The organism is Streptomyces sp. NPDC030820 (assembly GCF_055572075.1).
Window position 1 is genome coordinate 293,468 of record NZ_JBVIEB010000008.1, and the last position, 14,999, is coordinate 308,466.

General features: G+C 69.4%; 14 protein-coding genes. 4 read left to right on the forward strand and 10 right to left on the reverse strand.

The genetic code is table 11. The features are described 5' to 3' along the window. Nucleotides 1-4: 4 nt before the first annotated feature. Entirely contained in the window at nucleotides 5-1,264 is a 1,260-nt protein-coding gene (locus tag ACZ418_RS23755) for an MFS transporter (protein ID WP_468366138.1), read from the reverse strand. Between the two features lie 93 nt (nucleotides 1,265-1,357). On the opposite strand from ACZ418_RS23755, the gene ACZ418_RS23760 reads away from it, so the two are divergent. After that, the gene (locus ACZ418_RS23760) at nucleotides 1,358-2,386 is read left to right on the forward strand and encodes a LacI family DNA-binding transcriptional regulator (RefSeq protein WP_468366141.1); all 1,029 of its coding nucleotides are present in this window, start codon (nucleotides 1,358-1,360) and stop codon (nucleotides 2,384-2,386) included. A gap of 73 nt (nucleotides 2,387-2,459) precedes the next feature. Here ACZ418_RS23760 and prcA read toward each other — a convergent pair whose 3' ends face one another. The 6 genes from prcA to arc form a co-directional block, all read right to left on the reverse strand. Beyond that, a complete protein-coding gene (gene prcA / locus ACZ418_RS23765) occupies nucleotides 2,460-3,215 on the reverse strand; it encodes a proteasome subunit alpha (protein WP_468366144.1) in 756 nt (251 codons plus the stop codon). A 63-nt stretch (nucleotides 3,216-3,278) separates the two neighbouring features. Beyond that, nucleotides 3,279-4,124: a proteasome subunit beta gene (gene prcB, locus ACZ418_RS23770; protein ID WP_468366147.1), complete on the reverse strand. Its 846-nt coding sequence runs from the start codon at nucleotides 4,122-4,124 to the stop codon at nucleotides 3,279-3,281. Beyond that, entirely contained in the window at nucleotides 4,076-4,501 is a 426-nt protein-coding gene (locus ACZ418_RS23775; protein WP_468366560.1) for an endonuclease VII domain-containing protein, read from the reverse strand. Before ACZ418_RS23775 ends, prcB begins: the two co-directional genes overlap by 49 nt. Nucleotides 4,502-4,692: 191 nt before the next feature. Further along, nucleotides 4,693-4,911 (reverse strand): ubiquitin-like protein Pup, encoded by a 219-nt coding sequence (locus ACZ418_RS23780; RefSeq protein WP_023551933.1) that lies wholly within the window; start codon nucleotides 4,909-4,911, stop codon nucleotides 4,693-4,695. Between the two features lie 172 nt (nucleotides 4,912-5,083). Further along, nucleotides 5,084-6,595, reverse strand: a complete 1,512-nt coding sequence (dop, locus tag ACZ418_RS23785; RefSeq protein WP_468366150.1) for a depupylase/deamidase Dop — start codon at nucleotides 6,593-6,595, stop codon at nucleotides 5,084-5,086. 232 nt (nucleotides 6,596-6,827) lie between these two features. Continuing rightward, on the reverse strand, nucleotides 6,828-8,594 hold the full coding sequence (gene arc, locus ACZ418_RS23790; protein ID WP_388626382.1) for a proteasome ATPase: 1,767 nt from the start codon (nucleotides 8,592-8,594) through the stop codon (nucleotides 6,828-6,830). Between the two features lie 520 nt (nucleotides 8,595-9,114). Here arc and ACZ418_RS23795 point away from each other — a divergent pair. After that, the gene (locus tag ACZ418_RS23795; protein WP_356311329.1) at nucleotides 9,115-9,417 is read left to right on the forward strand and encodes a ferredoxin; all 303 of its coding nucleotides are present in this window, start codon (nucleotides 9,115-9,117) and stop codon (nucleotides 9,415-9,417) included. Nucleotides 9,418-9,450: 33 nt separating this feature from the next. On the opposite strand, the gene ACZ418_RS23800 is transcribed toward ACZ418_RS23795, so the two are convergent. The 3 genes from ACZ418_RS23800 to ACZ418_RS23810 form a co-directional block, all read right to left on the reverse strand. Further along, on the reverse strand, nucleotides 9,451-10,032 hold the full coding sequence (locus ACZ418_RS23800) for a hypothetical protein (protein WP_468366154.1): 582 nt from the start codon (nucleotides 10,030-10,032) through the stop codon (nucleotides 9,451-9,453). Nucleotides 10,033-10,274: 242 nt separating this feature from the next. Next, entirely contained in the window at nucleotides 10,275-11,177 is a 903-nt protein-coding gene (locus ACZ418_RS23805) for a tRNA (adenine-N1)-methyltransferase (RefSeq protein ID WP_468366157.1), read from the reverse strand. A 38-nt stretch (nucleotides 11,178-11,215) separates the two neighbouring features. Beyond that, complete coding sequence (locus ACZ418_RS23810) at nucleotides 11,216-13,081, reverse strand: site-2 protease family protein (RefSeq protein ID WP_468366160.1); 1,866 nt, start codon at nucleotides 13,079-13,081, stop codon at nucleotides 11,216-11,218. Nucleotides 13,082-13,403: 322 nt separating this feature from the next. Between ACZ418_RS23810 and ACZ418_RS23815 the strand changes: the two genes are divergently transcribed. Further along, the gene (locus ACZ418_RS23815; protein WP_468366563.1) at nucleotides 13,404-14,291 is read left to right on the forward strand and encodes a RecB family exonuclease; all 888 of its coding nucleotides are present in this window, start codon (nucleotides 13,404-13,406) and stop codon (nucleotides 14,289-14,291) included. Between the two features lie 14 nt (nucleotides 14,292-14,305). Then, nucleotides 14,306-14,977: a response regulator gene (locus tag ACZ418_RS23820; protein ID WP_449202223.1), complete on the forward strand. Its 672-nt coding sequence runs from the start codon at nucleotides 14,306-14,308 to the stop codon at nucleotides 14,975-14,977. The last annotated feature ends 22 nt before the right edge of the window (nucleotides 14,978-14,999 follow it).

Consider the following 14,999-nt stretch of genomic DNA (forward strand, 5'->3'; position numbering starts at 1 on the left):
AACATTACGCCCGATCCCCTGAGCTGAAACGGGGTTCGACAGCACGATTTGGATCATTTTCCGGTGAAGACGCAACGACCCCGCCCCGCGCGGGAGCTGCGAGGACCCGCCCCGTGGCGAGCAACACCAGCAACGACACGGCCCCCGCCGCCCCCGGAACCGCGAACCCCCACACCGTGCCACCGGCCTGGACCACAGGCCCCGCCACGCCCGTGCCCACCGAGGCACCCACGGTGAACGTCGTCACAAGCCAGGAGAACGCCTCGGTGACCGTCCCGCTCGGCGCATGCCGGTCCACGATGACGAACGCACAGGCGATACACGGCGCGAGAAACACCCCCGAGAGCACCGTGAGCAGCACCATCGCCGGCGCACCCGGCGTCAGCATCAAAGGCAGATAACACACCGCCAGAAGTGCCACAAGCACGCTCAGTCGCCGCTCGGGAGAACCGCCCAACCGACGGGCCCCGTACACCGTGCCGCCGGCCAGCGCCCCCAGGCCCAGCCCCGCCATCATCCAGCCGTACACCGCGTCACCGCCATGGCCGTCGGCGTACGACACCGACGCGACCGTGATCGAGCCCAGCGCGATCCCCACGAACAGGAAGGAACCCAGCAGGGCCAGCAGACCCGGCGAACGCAGCGCGCCCAGCCAGTGCGCCTCACGCGGCGCCGACCGCCACGCGCGCGAGGGCGGCGACACGACCACGGAGAGGGCACCCAGCACCCCCAGCAGGTTCAGCACGAGCAGAGCGGCACGCTCGTCCCACAGCGACACGCACAGCGTCACCAGCAGCGGCCCCACCGTGAACATGATCTCCTGCGCGATCGCGTCCATGGCGTACGCCGTGTGCACCTGCTCCTCCCGGCGCAGCACCGACGGCCACAGCGCACGCAGGCCCCCCTCCAGCGGCGGCGTGAACAGACCGGCCGCCGCCACGGCCACATACGCCGGCGGCAGCGGATCCGTGCCGGAGAACGCGAAGACCGCCATGGACAGGGCCGCGAGGACCGCCGCAGGCAGCTGGACCCGCGGCTGGCCGTGCAGATCCACGAGCCGCCCCAGCACCGGCTGGCCCACGGCATTGGCGAGGCCGTAGACGGCGGCGAGGGCACCGGCGAGGCTGTAGGTGCCGCCCTCGGCACGGACGAACAGCACCAGGGCGATCGCGGCGGTCGCGTTGGGCAGCCGGCCCACCAGGGTGCCGGTGAGCAGCCGCAGCGCATGCCGCGCCCGGAGTATCTCCAGATAACCCGCGGCCATCCGCCGCCTCCAGCCTCAAGTTTTACGTATAACGTCCCTCCTCATACGTACCATGTGCGCTGTTCGGACGTCCAGACGAAGGGCAGGCCCACGGTGGCACGCAGCAGCACGCGCCCGACCAGCCGGGACGTCGCCCAGGCAGCCGGAGTCTCCCAGGCCGCCGTCTCCCTCGTACTGGGCGACAAATGGCGCGGCCGAGTCTCCGAAACCACCGCCGAACGCGTCCGCGACGCCGCCCGCGAACTCGGCTACCGCCCCAACCTCGCCGCCCGCAACCTCCGCCTCGGCCACACCCGCACCGTCCTGCTCGTGGTACCGGCCCTCACGACAGAGTTCTTCGCCGGCGTCTACACCGGCGCCGCGCGCGTGGCCGCCGAAAACGGCTTCGGAGTCGTCCTCTACCCCTCCCCCGAAGGAATCGGCCCGGCCCGCGACCCCTTCGCCTCCGCACAAGCCGCCCTCGACGGCGTCATCGCCTCCTCCATGGCCGCCGACGCCCTCACCGCCATCCGCGGAGACCAACTGCCCCTGGTGATGCTCGACAGCGACCCCGAAGGCAGCCTCGGCGCAGCCACCGTCAACCTGGACATCACCGACGGCATCCGCCAGGTCACCGACCACCTGCTCACCCTCGGCCACCGCCGCATCCTCCACCTCGCCGCCGACGTGCCCTCCTGGACCTTCGAAGTACGCGCGCGTGAACTCGCGGCACGCATCGCGGCGGTACCGGGGACGGAAGTACGCACAGCCCGGGCACCCATCTCCATCGAAGGAGCCCTGGCCGCCACCGAGACCGCACTCACCGCACCCGGCCCCCGGCCCACCGCCGTCGTCTGCGACGACGACAAACTCGCCGCCGGCGCCTACAAGGCCCTGCGCCGCCTCGGCCTGCGCATCCCCGACGACGTCTCCGTCACCGGCGTCGACGACCTCGGCCTCGCCACCGCCATCGACCCCGAACTGACCACCGTACGACTCGACGCCGAACTCTTCGGCGAACGCGGCATGCAGGCCCTGCTCGCCGTCCTGGAGGGCCGCCAGCCCGAGAGCGGGGACATCCCGGTCCACCTCGTCGTACGCGGCTCCACGGCCCCGCCACGCGCCGCCCAGGCGCCCCGCTGACGTACCGAAACGCCGTGTGCCCCGGCCAGGACAACGGCCGGGGCACACAGGAGCAGGCAATCAGGGCGGCAGGTCACTCCTCCTCGGAGCCGTCCTCCTCCTCCGAGCTCTCCGCCTCGGTGGCCGCACCGTCCCCCGCCAGCAGACGGGACAGCTGACGGCGGACGATGCGCTTGAACTTGCGCTTCTGCGGACGCGTACGGTCCAGCACCGCCACCTCAAGACGCTCCGCGGGGATCTCCCGCTCGCTGCCATTGGTGTCACGGGACAGCGCCTGCACCGCCAGCTTCAGGGCCTCCGCCAGCGACATGCCGTCACGGTGACGCTGCTCCAGGAAACTGCTGATCTGCTCGGCATTGCCACCCACCGCGACCGAGCCGTGCTCGTCCACGATCGACCCGTCATGCGGCAGCCGATAGATCTGGTCACCCTCCGGGGTCTCCCCCACCTCCGCGACGACCAACTCCACCTCGTAGGGCTTCTCGGCGGCGGAGGAGAAGATCGTGCCGAGGGTCTGGGCGTACACATTGGCGAGACCACGGGCGGTCACGTCATCACGGTCATAGGTGTAACCACGCAGGTCGGCGTAACGGACACCACCGATGCGCAGGTTCTCGTACTCGTTGTACTTACCGGCGGCCGCAAAACCGATCCGGTCATAGATCTCGCTGAACTTGTGCAGCGCACGGGACGGGTTCTCGCCGACGAACACAATGCCGTCGGCATACTGCAGCACGACCAGGCTACGGCCACGGGCGATGCCCTTCCGGGCATACTCCGCCCGGTCGGCCATGGCCTGCTGAGGTGAGACATAGAACGGCGTCGACACCGGTTATCCGTCCCTTTCTGTCATGGTCACTGGATCACCTTGATAAGAAACCGGGGCCCGCACTCAGAGCAGGGCGGCCTTCGGGCCGTCGGGCTCCTCCAGGCGCTTCTGCAGCACCGCACGAGCGATCTCGGAGGCCTCGTCCTCCGTCAGCCGGCGGAAACCGTCCTCGGTGATCACGGTGATGATCGGGTAGATCCGGCGGGCGACATCGGGACCACCGGTCGCCGAGTCGTCGTCAGCCGCGTCATAGAGAGCCTGCACCACCAACGTGGTCGCCTGCTCCTCGGTCAGATCGTCACGGAACAACTTCTTCATCGCACCACGAGCGAAGATCGAGCCGGAACCCGTCGCCGCGAAGTTGTGCTCCTCACTACGACCGCCCGTGACGTCGTAGGAGAAGATCCGCCCCTTCTCCCGGTCCAGGTCATACCCCGCGAACAACGGCACGACCGCCAGACCCTGCATCGCCATGCCCAGGTTCGACCGGATCATCGTCGACAGCCGGTTCGCCTTGCCCTCCAGCGACAGCTGAGCACCCTCGACCTTCTCGAAGTGCTCCAGCTCCAGCTGGAAGAGCTTGACCATCTCCACGGCGAGACCGGCGGTACCGGCGATACCCACCGCCGAGTACTCGTCCGCCGGGAACACCTTCTCGATGTCCCGCTGAGCGATGATGTTGCCCATGGTGGCCCGACGGTCACCGGCCAGCACCACGCCCCCCGGGAACGTCACGGCGACGATGGTGGTGCCGTGGGGCGCCTCGATCACGCCCTGCATGGGCGGCAGCTGCCGGTTGCCGGGCAACAGCTCGGGCTGGTGCTCGGACAAGAAGTCCATGAAGGAGGAGGACCCTGGCGTCAGGAAGGCAGCTGGTAGACGCCCGGTGCCACGAGAGTTGGCTTCCACAAGTTTCCTTCCAGATAGGCGGCGGCTCGGCGTACGACTTCGGGGTCGTCCCTCAACAGGCCGAGACCGGAATTGCAGTTGAAGCACAGTACGCCACGGACCCTACCCGTGTTGTGGCAGTGATCCACATGCACAGCAGGGGCAGCCAGGCATATCGCGCACAGTCCTCGCTGGGAGGCGATCATCGCGTCACGCTCGGCTTCGGTGAGGCTGTACTGGCGTCTCAGGTGTTGCCTGCGGTCGTCAGCGGCACGGCATGCCTTGCACCGCGAGGCTTTCCCCCGATGCCAGGCAGAGCGCGGCCTGACCTCTCCACAGCCCTGACAGTGCTTGTGACCGTCTGGGACAGCTCCGCGCGGTGGAACGGTCCTGCCCATGGCCTGCTGGCGCTTCCGGTCGGCCTCAGCCGCACACTCGCGGCAACGGTGCTGCAAGCCGTCAAGATTGCTTCGCTTGGCCGCGAAGGCTGCGCGCGGCTTGACCTCTCCGCACCGCGCGCAGCGCTTCACTTCCGGCTCCCCCAACACTTCCGATCTCCGTTCGCCTTCGATTCGAAGGGAAAAGGGCCCTACTGCCCACCCTTCTGAACGAAGGAGCGCACGAAGTCCTCGGCATTCTCCTCGAGCACATCATCGATTTCATCGAGGACAGAGTCCACGTCATCGCTCAGCTTCTCGTGCCGCTCCTTGAGGTCCTCCGAGGCCTGCGCGTCCTGCGCCTGCTCCTCGACCTCTTCGGTCGCTCGCGTGGCCTTCTGCTGGCCGCCGCCGGTGTCCTTGGTTGCCATAACCCTCACCCCGCTCAGTTCGCCTGCCGATCGGTGATGATCAGACCCTACAAGCCGGGTCCGACATCGGCCCCGCAGTTTCTCCAACGTACGGGGGCCACCTCGATGATTCCCGGGCGGTCGGGGTTTCCACCCTGCCCGCCCGGGCCGCACCGAGTACCCCCTGGCCCGCTCAGCCGCCTGACAGGACCCTGACCAGGTCTTCTGCGGTGCGGCAGCGGTCCAGCAGTTCCTTGACGTGATTTCGCGTTCCGCGTAGCGGTTCCAGGGTTGGAACGCGCTGGAGGGAGTCGCGGCCGGGGAGGTCGAAGATGACCGAGTCCCAGCTCGCCGCGGCGACGTCGTCGGCGTACTGCTCCAGGCAGCGGCCGCGGAAGTAGGCGCGGGTGTCCTCCGGCGGCTTCCTCATGGCCTGCTCGACGTCCGTCTCGTCCAGGAGGCGCTTGATGCGGCCGCGGGCCACGAGACGGTTGTAGAGGCCTTTCTCGGCGCGTACGTCGGCGTACTGGAGGTCGACGAGGTGGAGGCGTGCGGCGTCCCAGTCGAGGTTGTCGCGGCGGCGGTAGCCTTCCATCAGTTCCCGCTTGGCGACCCAGTCCAGCTCGCCGGCGAGGCTCATCGGGTCGTTCTCGAGCCGGGTGAGGGTGTCCTCCCAGCGGGTGAGGATGTCCTTGGTCTGGTCGTCGGCGTCCGCGCCGTAGCGCTCCTCGACGTACTTGCGTGACAGCTCGTAGTACTCCATCTGGAGCTGGACGGCGGTCAGGGTGCGGCCACTACGCAGTGTGATCAGGCGTTTCAGGGACGGGTCGTGGGAGACCTGGTGCAGGGTTCGTACCGGCTGGTCGACCGCGAGGTCCACCGCGATGAAGCCGTCCTCGATCATGGACAGGACCAGGGAGGTCGTGCCCAGTTTGAGGTAGGTGGAGATCTCGGAGAGGTTGGCGTCGCCGATGATCACGTGGAGGCGGCGGTATTTCTCCGCGTCGGCGTGGGGTTCGTCGCGCGTGTTGATGATGGGCCGCTTCAGGGTGGTCTCCAGGCCGACCTCGACTTCGAAGTAGTCGGCGCGCTGGCTGAGCTGGAAGCCGTGTTCGTGGCCGTCCTGGCCGATGCCGACGCGGCCGGCGCCGGCGAAGACCTGGCGGGAGACGAAGAAGGGGGTCAGGTGGCGCACGATGTCGGAGAAGGGGGTTTCCCGCTTCATCAGGTAGTTCTCGTGCGTGCCGTAGCTGGCGCCCTTGTTGTCGGTGTTGTTCTTGTAGAGGTGGATGGGCTGGGCGCCGGGGAGCTGGGCGGCTCGTTCGGCGGCCTCGGCCATGATGCGTTCGCCGGCCTTGTCCCAGAGGACGGCGTCGCGGGGGTTGGTGACCTCGGGGGCGCTGTATTCGGGGTGGGCGTGGTCGACGTAGAGTCGCGCGCCGTTGGTGAGGATGACGTTGGCGAGGCCGATGTCCTCGTCGGTGAGCTGGCTGGCGTCGGCGGCCTCGCGGGCGAGGTCGAAGCCTCGCGCGTCCCGTAGCGGGTTTTCTTCCTCGAAGTCCCAGCGGGCCCGGCGGGCCCGGTGCATCGCCGCCGCGTAGGCGTTGACGATCTGGGACGAGGTGAGCATGGCATTGGCGTTCGGGTGGCCGGGGACGGAGATTCCGTACTCCGTCTCGATGCCCATTACTCGCCGTACGGTCATGCGGCCCTCCTTGCCCGGCGGCACCCTCGGTCGGGGGCGCCGCTCACGTACCGCTGGAGCTCCGGTGCGTGTGCGGTGCCCGTCCCCGCACTGCGCGACTCGGCGGTAGGAACGAGCCTAGAACGCCTTTGCACTGGTGGGGAGATCATTTGCGTCATTGGCTGCTCCGGTCGTGGCCTGAAAAAGCGAGGGCTGCGGGTACCCGGTGAGGGCACCCGCAGCCGCCCTGCTGTTACAGGTACTGACCGGTGTTCGCCACCGTGTCGATGGAGCGTCCGGTGTCTGCGCCCTGCTTTCCGGTGATGAGGGTACGGATGTAGACGATCCGTTCGCCCTTCTTTCCGGAGATGCGGGCCCAGTCGTCGGGGTTGGTGGTGTTGGGGAGGTCTTCGTTCTCCTTGAACTCGTCCACGCAGGCCTGGAGGAGGTGGGAGACGCGGAGGCCCTTCTGGTTCTTTTCGAGGAAGTCCTTGATCGCCATCTTCTTGGCGCGGCCCACGATGTTTTCGATCATGGCTCCGGAGTTGAAGTCCTTGAAGTAGAGGACTTCCTTGTCGCCGTTGGCGTAGGTGACTTCCAGGAAGCGGTTCTCCTCGGATTCGGCGTACATCTGCTCGACCGCCGTCTGGATCATGCTCTGGACGGTGGTGGCCTTGTCGCCGCCGTGTTCGCCGAGGTCGTCGGCGTGCAGCGGGAGGCGTTCGGTGAGGTACTTGCCGAAGATGTCCTTGGCGGCCTCGGCGTCGGGACGCTCGATCTTGATCTTCACGTCGAGGCGGCCGGGGCGGAGGATGGCGGGGTCGATCATGTCCTCGCGGTTGGAGGCGCCGATGACGACCACGTTCTCCAGGCCTTCCACGCCGTCGATCTCGGCGAGGAGCTGGGGGACGATGGTGTTCTCCACGTCGGAGCTGACGCCGGAGCCTCGGGTACGGAAGAGGGACTCCATCTCGTCGAAGAAGACGATGACGGGGGTGCCCTCGCTGGCCTTCTCCCGGGCGCGCTGGAAGACGAGGCGGATCTGCCGCTCGGTCTCGCCGACGTACTTGTTGAGCAGCTCGGGGCCCTTGATGTTGAGGAAGAAGCTCTTGCCGGCGGCCTGGCCGGTGACCTCGGCGACCTTCTTGGCGAGCGAGTTCGCGACGGCCTTGGCGATGAGTGTCTTGCCGCAGCCGGGGGGGCCGTAGAGCAGGACGCCCTTGGGCGGGCGCAGCTCGTGCTCCTTGAACAGGTCCGGGTAGAGGTACGGCAGCTCGACCGCGTCGCGGATGGCCTCGATCTGGTTGCCGAGTCCGCCGATGGCTTCGTAGCCGATGTCGGGGACCTCTTCGAGGACGAGTTCTTCGACCTCGCTCTTGGGGACGACCTCGTAGACGTAGCCGGAGCGGGGTTCGAGCAGGAGGGCGTCGCCGGCGCGGATGGTGACGTCCAGCAGCGGCTCGGCGAGCCGTACCACCCGTTCCTCGTCGGTGTGCCCCAGCACGAGGGCGCGCTCGCCGTCCTCGAGGATCTCCTTGAGGGTGACGATGTCGCCGACGCGCTCGAACTCCATGGCTTCGACCACGTTGAGCGCTTCGTTGAGCATGACCTCCTGGCCGCGCCGCAGGTCGTCGAGGTCGACGCTTGGGCTGACGTTCACCCGCAGTTTGCGGCCGCCGGTGAAGATGTCGGCGGTGCCGTCCTCGTTGGCCTGCAGGAAGACGCCGAAGCCGGCGGGCGGCTGGGCGAGCCTGTCGACCTCTTCCTTGAGGGCCACGATCTGGTCGCGGGCCTCGCGGAGGGTGTTGGCCAGCCGTTCGTTCTGGGCGGACACGCCGGCCAGGTTGGTCTGCAGCTCGACGATCCGCTCTTCGAGAATCCTCGTGTGTCGCGGAGAGTCGGCGAGCTTGCGTCGCAGGACGGCGATCTCCTGCTCAAGGTAGGCGATCTGCCCGGCCGGGTCGTCGGACCCTCGTCCCGGGCGGATGCCGCGGTTCATGTCGTCGTCGTGGGCTGCCACGGTCCTCACCTCCTCCAAGGGGAGCTGGACGCTTCCAGACCCTACCTGGGTGGGTGTCGATTGAAACCCCTAGATCACAGAGACTGTCAAGGTGTGTCGTCGGTCACCCGTTGCGCTCTCCCTCGCACGGAGGGGATACCCACTCAACGTGATACGGAAGCAGCTTGTTCCAGGCATCGCGTGGTCGAAACCCTTCAGGAGTGGCCGGAGTTGTCCGATCCGGGCGGGTGGGCCCGGAGGTGGGCAGCCGGGAGCGCGCTTGCGTGTTTCATCACGCAGAGCGACGGTTCGGGCGGGGGGTGTCACGGTCGGCCTGGCCTGAAGTGGTGGGTGACGAAGGTGGGGGTGTGCTGTCCTGATCGGGCGCTGGTACCCGAGGGGGCGGGGGTGGAAACCCGGTGCCGGTGGAGCGTGGCCGGATTGCGGGCGGAGGTAGGGTCGGGGTGTTCAACAGCCGCTGGTGCGGACCCGGCTGGCCCTGGAGGTGCCGGTTCCGCCCGGCATACGGACGGCAGGAGAGGTGACCGTGCAGCAGGAGGCCCCGGGCGGGGAGGCGCTGGAGGTCTGGATCGACCAGGATCTGTGTACCGGTGACGGGATCTGCGCCCAGTACGCCCCTGAGGTGTTCGAGCTGGACATCGACGGGCTGGCCTATGTGAAGGGCGCGGACGAGGAGCTGTTGCAGGCGGTGGGTGCGGCGGCGCCGGTGCCGTTGCCGCTGCTGGCGGATGTGGTGGATTCGGCACGGGAGTGTCCCGGCGAGTGCATTCATGTGCGCCGGGTTTCGGACAGGGTCGAGGTGTACGGGCCCGACGCGGAGTGAGTCCGGGCCGGGCCGTGTGTCGGACGACGTGTGTCAGACGCTGTGGGCGTCGGCGGGGGTGGAGCGGATGAACGCGTTGCCGTTCCAGTGCCACTTGGTCGGGGTTTTCAGGTCGGGGCAGCAGTTGGGGACGGCGTCGGAGGAGTAGCCGAGCAGGGTGGCGGCGACGGTGCCCGCGCGTATCGAGAAGTCGGTGACGGTGAGCCGGTTCTTGGGGTCGACGAGGGTGGCGACCACGCGTGGTTGGTCGCTGTCGGTGGAGCGGGTGAGGACGTAGACGCCGTCGGGTGGTGTGCCCATGGCGGAGTCGCAGTGCACTACTGCGACGGTTTCCGGTCTGCCGTCGCCGTCCAGGTCTCCGGTGGCTTTCTTGGCGACCACGGCTTTCACGGGTCCGCACTGCAGGGGGAAGTCCACGCCGGTGGTGCTGGGTGGTGCGAGGGCGGCGGGGGCGGACTTGGTGTGTGTGCCGGTGGCGGACTGGGCGGCCGTGGCCGATCCGGGCTGTACGAACGAGGAGAGGGCCACGACGCCGGCGACGGCCGTGGCGGTGGCGACCCAGTGGATGGGTCGGGTCTGGGTGTGAGCGAGCTCCGGAACGGCGGATTGCTGCACTAGGAGTGTCTCCTGTGAGGGCTGTGCCGGTGGGGGTGGCCAGCATGGTGCCACACGTCACAGTGCGGGGGAACGGCGGGGTCGGGGATTCCCGCGGGGCCCGTGCAAGTGGCGGGCGTACGAGCCGTGGGGGCTCGGGAATCTCCTGGTGCCCTGTCAACGAAGGGGCGCCGTGCCGGAGTTCCCGTCGGTCTGTGGGAACTCCGGCACGGCGCCTTTGGGTTGTGCTGTGTGCGGGTGGGTCAGCGGCCGGCGCCGCCGTCGGGGTTGGGTCCGGCGTAGTCCTCGCCGTATGCGCCCTTGGCGGGGCGGCGGCGGCGCATGGGCGGCTCGACGCCGTCGGCGAGGCGGCGGGCGGTGAGCAGGAAGCCGGTGTGGCCGATCATGCGGTGGTCGGGGCGGACGGCCAGGCCCTCGATGTGCCAGTTGCGGATCATGGTCTCCCAGGCGGTCGGCTCGTTGAAGCAGCCGATCTCCCGGATGGACTCCACGGTCCGGGCGAGCTGGGTGGTGGTGGCCACGTAGCAGCAGAGGATGCCGCCGGGGACGAGTGCCTTGGAGACGGCCTCGAGGCATTCCCAGGGGGCGAGCATGTCGAGGATGACGCGGTCGACGTCGGTGTCGGACAGGTTGTCCTGGAGGTCGCCGACGGTGAGCTGCCAGGCGGGGTGGGGGCCGCCGAAGTAGCGCTCGACGTTCTGCTTGGCGATCTCGGCGAAGTCCTCGCGGCGCTCGTAGGAGTGCAGCATGCCCTGGTCGCCGATGGCGCGCAGCAGGAAGCTGCTGAGCGAGCCGGAGCCGACGCCGGCCTCGACGACGCGTGCGCCGGGGAAGATGTCGGCGAAGGCGAGGATCTGTCCCGCGTCCTTGGGGTAGACGACGGCCGCCCCGCGGGGCATGGACAGGACGTAGTCGGGGAGCAGGGGGCGCAGCGCGAGGTAGGCGACGTTGCCGGTGGTGCGGACAACGCTGCCCTCGGGAGCGCCGATCAGTTCGTCGTGCGGGAAGGAGCCCTTGTGGGTGTGGAAGTTCTTCCCGGCTTCGAGCGTGAACGTGTAGTGGCGGCCCTTGGGGTCGGTCAGCTGTACCTGGTCCCCGACCTTGAAGGGCCCGCGCCTGCGGGCGGCACCGGTCGGTTCGGACATGTGACCAGCGTACCGGCAGCCGAGGGAGCCGCCGACCACTAGGCCGAGGGGCGGGCCATCGCCTTGACGAAGGCCCGCTCCACGTCTGCCGCTGACAGGACGCCGTAGATCTCGCCGGTCTCCTCGACGACGAGGTATTCGGTGGCGGGGGTGGCGCGCAGGACGTCCAGGAGTTCTTCTCCGGCGAGCTCGGCGGAGACGCGCATGCCGTCGGTGAGGTCCTGGGCGAGGCCGCTGACGGCGACCCAGGGGCGGCGGTGTTCGGGTACGCCGACGATGGCGGACTCGCGGACCAGGGAAAGGGGGTTGCCGTGGGCGTCGACGACGACCAGGGCGCGGGCGCCGGCGGCGTTGGCGCGGCGCAGGGCCTCCGAGAGGGGGGTGTCGGTCTCGACGGGCACGGCCCGCCGGGTGAGGGTGCGGGCGCGCAGTTCGGGGAGGTGTTCGCGCAGGCGGGCCATGCGCAGGCTGTTGCCGGCGCCGGTCCAGATGATCGCGGCGAGGATGGCGGCGAGCAGGGCGTCGGTGACGGTGTCCATGCCGCCCGTGTTCTCGCTGTTGCCGCCGAGGGCGCCGGACTGGTTGAGCAGCGGCAGGCCGATCAGGACGGCGACGGCGAGGGCGCGGCCGACCCAGGCGGCGGCGACGGTGCCGCTCATGGGTTTGCCGGTGATGGCCCAGACGACGGCGCGGAGCATGCGGCCGCCGTCGAGGGGCAGGCCGGGGAGGAGGTTGAAGATCGCCACGATGAGGTTGGAGATCATCAGGCCGGCCAGCAGGACGCCGGGTACGGTGCCGGGCTGGACGGGTTTCATGGCGAGGTAGAACAGTGCGGCGAGGACGAGGGAGAGCAGCGGGCCGACGAAGGCCAGGATGAATTCCCGGCCCGGGGTCTCGGCCTCCTTCTCGATCTCGGAGACGCCGCCGAAGAACTGCAGCTGGATGCGGCGGACCGGGAGCTTGAAGCGGATCGCGGCGACCGTGTGGGCCAGCTCGTGGACCAGCACGGAGGCGTAGAAGGCGACGGCGAAGAACAGGGAGACCAGGTAGCGCAGGGCGCCCAGCTCGGGCAGCACGCGGTCGAGCTGGCCGCCGAAGACCCAGGTGATGAGCGCGGCGACGAGGAACCAGCTCGGCGCGACGTACACCGGTACGCCGAAGGGGCGGCCCATGAGGATGCCGCCACCGGGCTCTTTGGGCCGTGGCTGGGGCGGTTCGCCCTTGGCGATTCCGGATTGAGCGAGGGTGCGGTGCTGCTCGGGGCTCGTCTCGCGCCGGGTGCCGGTGCCGGGGGCGTTTTCGGGTCCGGCGGAGCTGTCGGGGCTGTGGGGCGGGAGGGTCGTTTCGCGGGACGGGGTCTGCGCGCCGCCGGTGTCGCCGGTCGTGGCGCCGGCGCCGGTGCCGCCGGTGTGCCGCTCGTCGCCCATATCACTGGCGGCGGTGGCATCGCGGCGGCCCTCTGCGCCGGTCGCGTCCGAACCGCTGGCGTCGCTCCCGCCGGTGTCGGCCGAGCCGCCGGAGGCCCCTTCGGCGTCCCGGTCGTCGCCGGCACCGGCTGTATCCCCCGAAAGCACAGTGGCCCCCGAGCCGGCACCCCTGCTGTCCGTGCCCTCCGCAGGAACCGCGGCGTGCGAGCCACCGGCGGCGCCGCTGTTGTCCGTGCCCTCCGGGTTCGCGGTGGTGGCCGCGTCGGGCTGGGCGGGGCGTGGGGCGGCCGGGTGGTCGGGCGCGTCCCCCTTGTTGTCGGCTTCGGCCCGGCGGTGGTCCGCGGTGGGCGTCGCGGGCTGAGGCTCGGGGCCCGCATGGTCGGTGCGGTCGGTCGTCGGGGCCGTTGGACCTGCGGGGTGCTCGGCCGGCTTGTCGTTGCCGGACCGCGGCTGCCCGCTCCCGCCGCTCACGTCCACGGTGTCCCCTCGTTCGAAGCGTCTCCCGTACCTGCCGGACGGAAGGGTCTCTGGTCGATGGTATGCGGCCTTGGTGACGCGTTTCGCCCCGGCACCCCTTGTGTTTGCCCCGCGGACGCGGGCCGGACTCGGGCGGCGGCTGGGTCACTGTCAGTGGTGGGCCGTAAGGTCTGTGGACATGGACAGCAGCATCGAGGACGCGGGAGCCCTGTCGGGCAGCGCCGAGCAGACGGATCCGGCCGAGGCGCCGCAACCGACGCCTGTGGCGGCTTCGGTGCCGGGGCCCTCGGCAGCTGCGGAGGCCTCCGAGCCGGACCCGGTCATGCCGGCTCCGCCGGAGGCCGGTGCCGAGCGCGTCGCCATTGCGCCCACCTCCCTGTCCCCGTCCCGGGCCAGTGATTTCATGCAGTGCCCGTTGCTGTACCGGTTCCGGGTGATCGACCGGCTGCCGGAGAAGCCGAGCGCGGCGGCGACCCGGGGCACGCTGGTGCACGCGGTGCTGGAGCGGCTGTTCGACGCGCCGGCGGCGGAGCGGACCGCGCCGCGGGCGAAGTCGCTGATCCCGGGGCAGTGGGACCGGCTGCGGGAGAACAGGCCGGAGCTCATGGAGCTGTTCGCGGACGATCCGGACGGGGAGCGGCTGGGGGGCTGGCTCACCGAGGCCGAGCGGCTGGTCGAGCGCTGGTTCACGCTGGAGGATCCGACGCGGTTGGAGCCGGCCGAGCGGGAGCTGTTCGTGGAGGCCGAGCTGGAGTCGGGGCTGCGGCTGCGCGGGATCATCGACCGGGTGGATGTGGCGCCGACCGGTGAGGTGCGGATCGTCGACTACAAGACGGGGAAGGCGCCGCGGCCGGAGTACTCCGAGGGCGCGTTGTTCCAGATGAAGTTCTACGCCCTGGTGGTGTGGCGGTTGAAGGGGGTCGTGCCGCGGCGGCTCCAGCTGGTCTATCTCGGCAGCGGGGATGTGCTGACGTACGACCCGGTCCTCGCCGATCTGGAGCGGGTGGAGCGCAAGCTGCACGCGCTGTGGGAGGCCATCAGTCAGGCCACGGAGACCGGGGAGTGGCGGCCGCGGCCGACGAAGCTGTGCGGTTGGTGCGACCACCAGGCGCACTGCCCGGAGTTCGGCGGCACTCCCCCGCCGTATCCGTTGCCGGTGAGGGCGCGCGAGTCCGGGGGCGTGTCGCAGGGCAGAATGGGCCCGGACTAGCGAAGGAGTGTCAGGTGGCCATCCGTGTCCTACTGGTCGACGACCAGCCCCTGCTGCGTACGGGTTTCCGGATGATCCTGGAGGCCGAGCAGGACATCGCGGTCGTGGGCGAGGCCGGTGACGGCCTGCAGGCCCTCGATCAGGTGCGTGCCCTGCAGCCGGATGTGGTCCTGATGGACATCCGTATGCCGCGGATGGACGGGGTGGAGGCGACCCGGCAGATCACCGGTCCGGGGCGGGACGGTCCGGCGAAGGTGCTCGTGCTGACCACTTTCGACTTGGACGAGTATGTCGTCGAGGCGCTGCGCGCCGGGGCGAGCGGCTTTCTGCTGAAGGACGCGCCGGCCAATGAACTGGTGCAGGCGATCCGGGTGGTGGCGGCGGGTGAGGCGATGCTGGCGCCGAGCATCACGCGTCGGCTGCTGGACAAGTACGCCACGCATCTGCCGTCCGGCGAGGAGCCGGTGCCGGACACGCTGAACACCCTCACCGACCGTGAGGTGGAGGTGCTGAAGCTGGTGGCGCGGGGTCTGTCCAATGCGGAGATCGCCGCTGACCTGTTCGTCAGTGAGACCACGGTGAAGACGCACGTGGGGCATGTGCTGACCAAGCTGGGGCTCAGGGACCGGGTGCAGGCGGCGGTGTACGCGTACGAGAGCGGTCTGGTGCGTCCCGGCGCGCAGTGAGGCGCGGACGCGTTCGGTACGA

Bases quoted from the DNA above. Each gene is read 5' to 3' on its own strand.
- ACZ418_RS23755 (WP_468366138.1), bottom strand. From the start codon at position 1,264: ATGGCCGCGGGTTATCTGGAGATACTCCGGGCGCGGCATGCGCTGCGG.
- ACZ418_RS23775 (WP_468366560.1), bottom strand. From the start codon at position 4,501: ATGGGCAGGACCGTTCCACCGCGCGGAGCTGTCCCAGACGGTCACAAG.
- ACZ418_RS23780 (WP_023551933.1), bottom strand. From the start codon at position 4,911: ATGGCAACCAAGGACACCGGCGGCGGCCAGCAGAAGGCCACGCGAGCG.
- dop (WP_468366150.1), bottom strand. From the start codon at position 6,595: ATGACCGTACGGCGAGTAATGGGCATCGAGACGGAGTACGGAATCTCC.
- ACZ418_RS23805 (WP_468366157.1), bottom strand. From the start codon at position 11,177: ATGTCCGAACCGACCGGTGCCGCCCGCAGGCGCGGGCCCTTCAAGGTC.
- ACZ418_RS23815 (WP_468366563.1), top strand. From the start codon at position 13,404: ATGCCGGCTCCGCCGGAGGCCGGTGCCGAGCGCGTCGCCATTGCGCCC.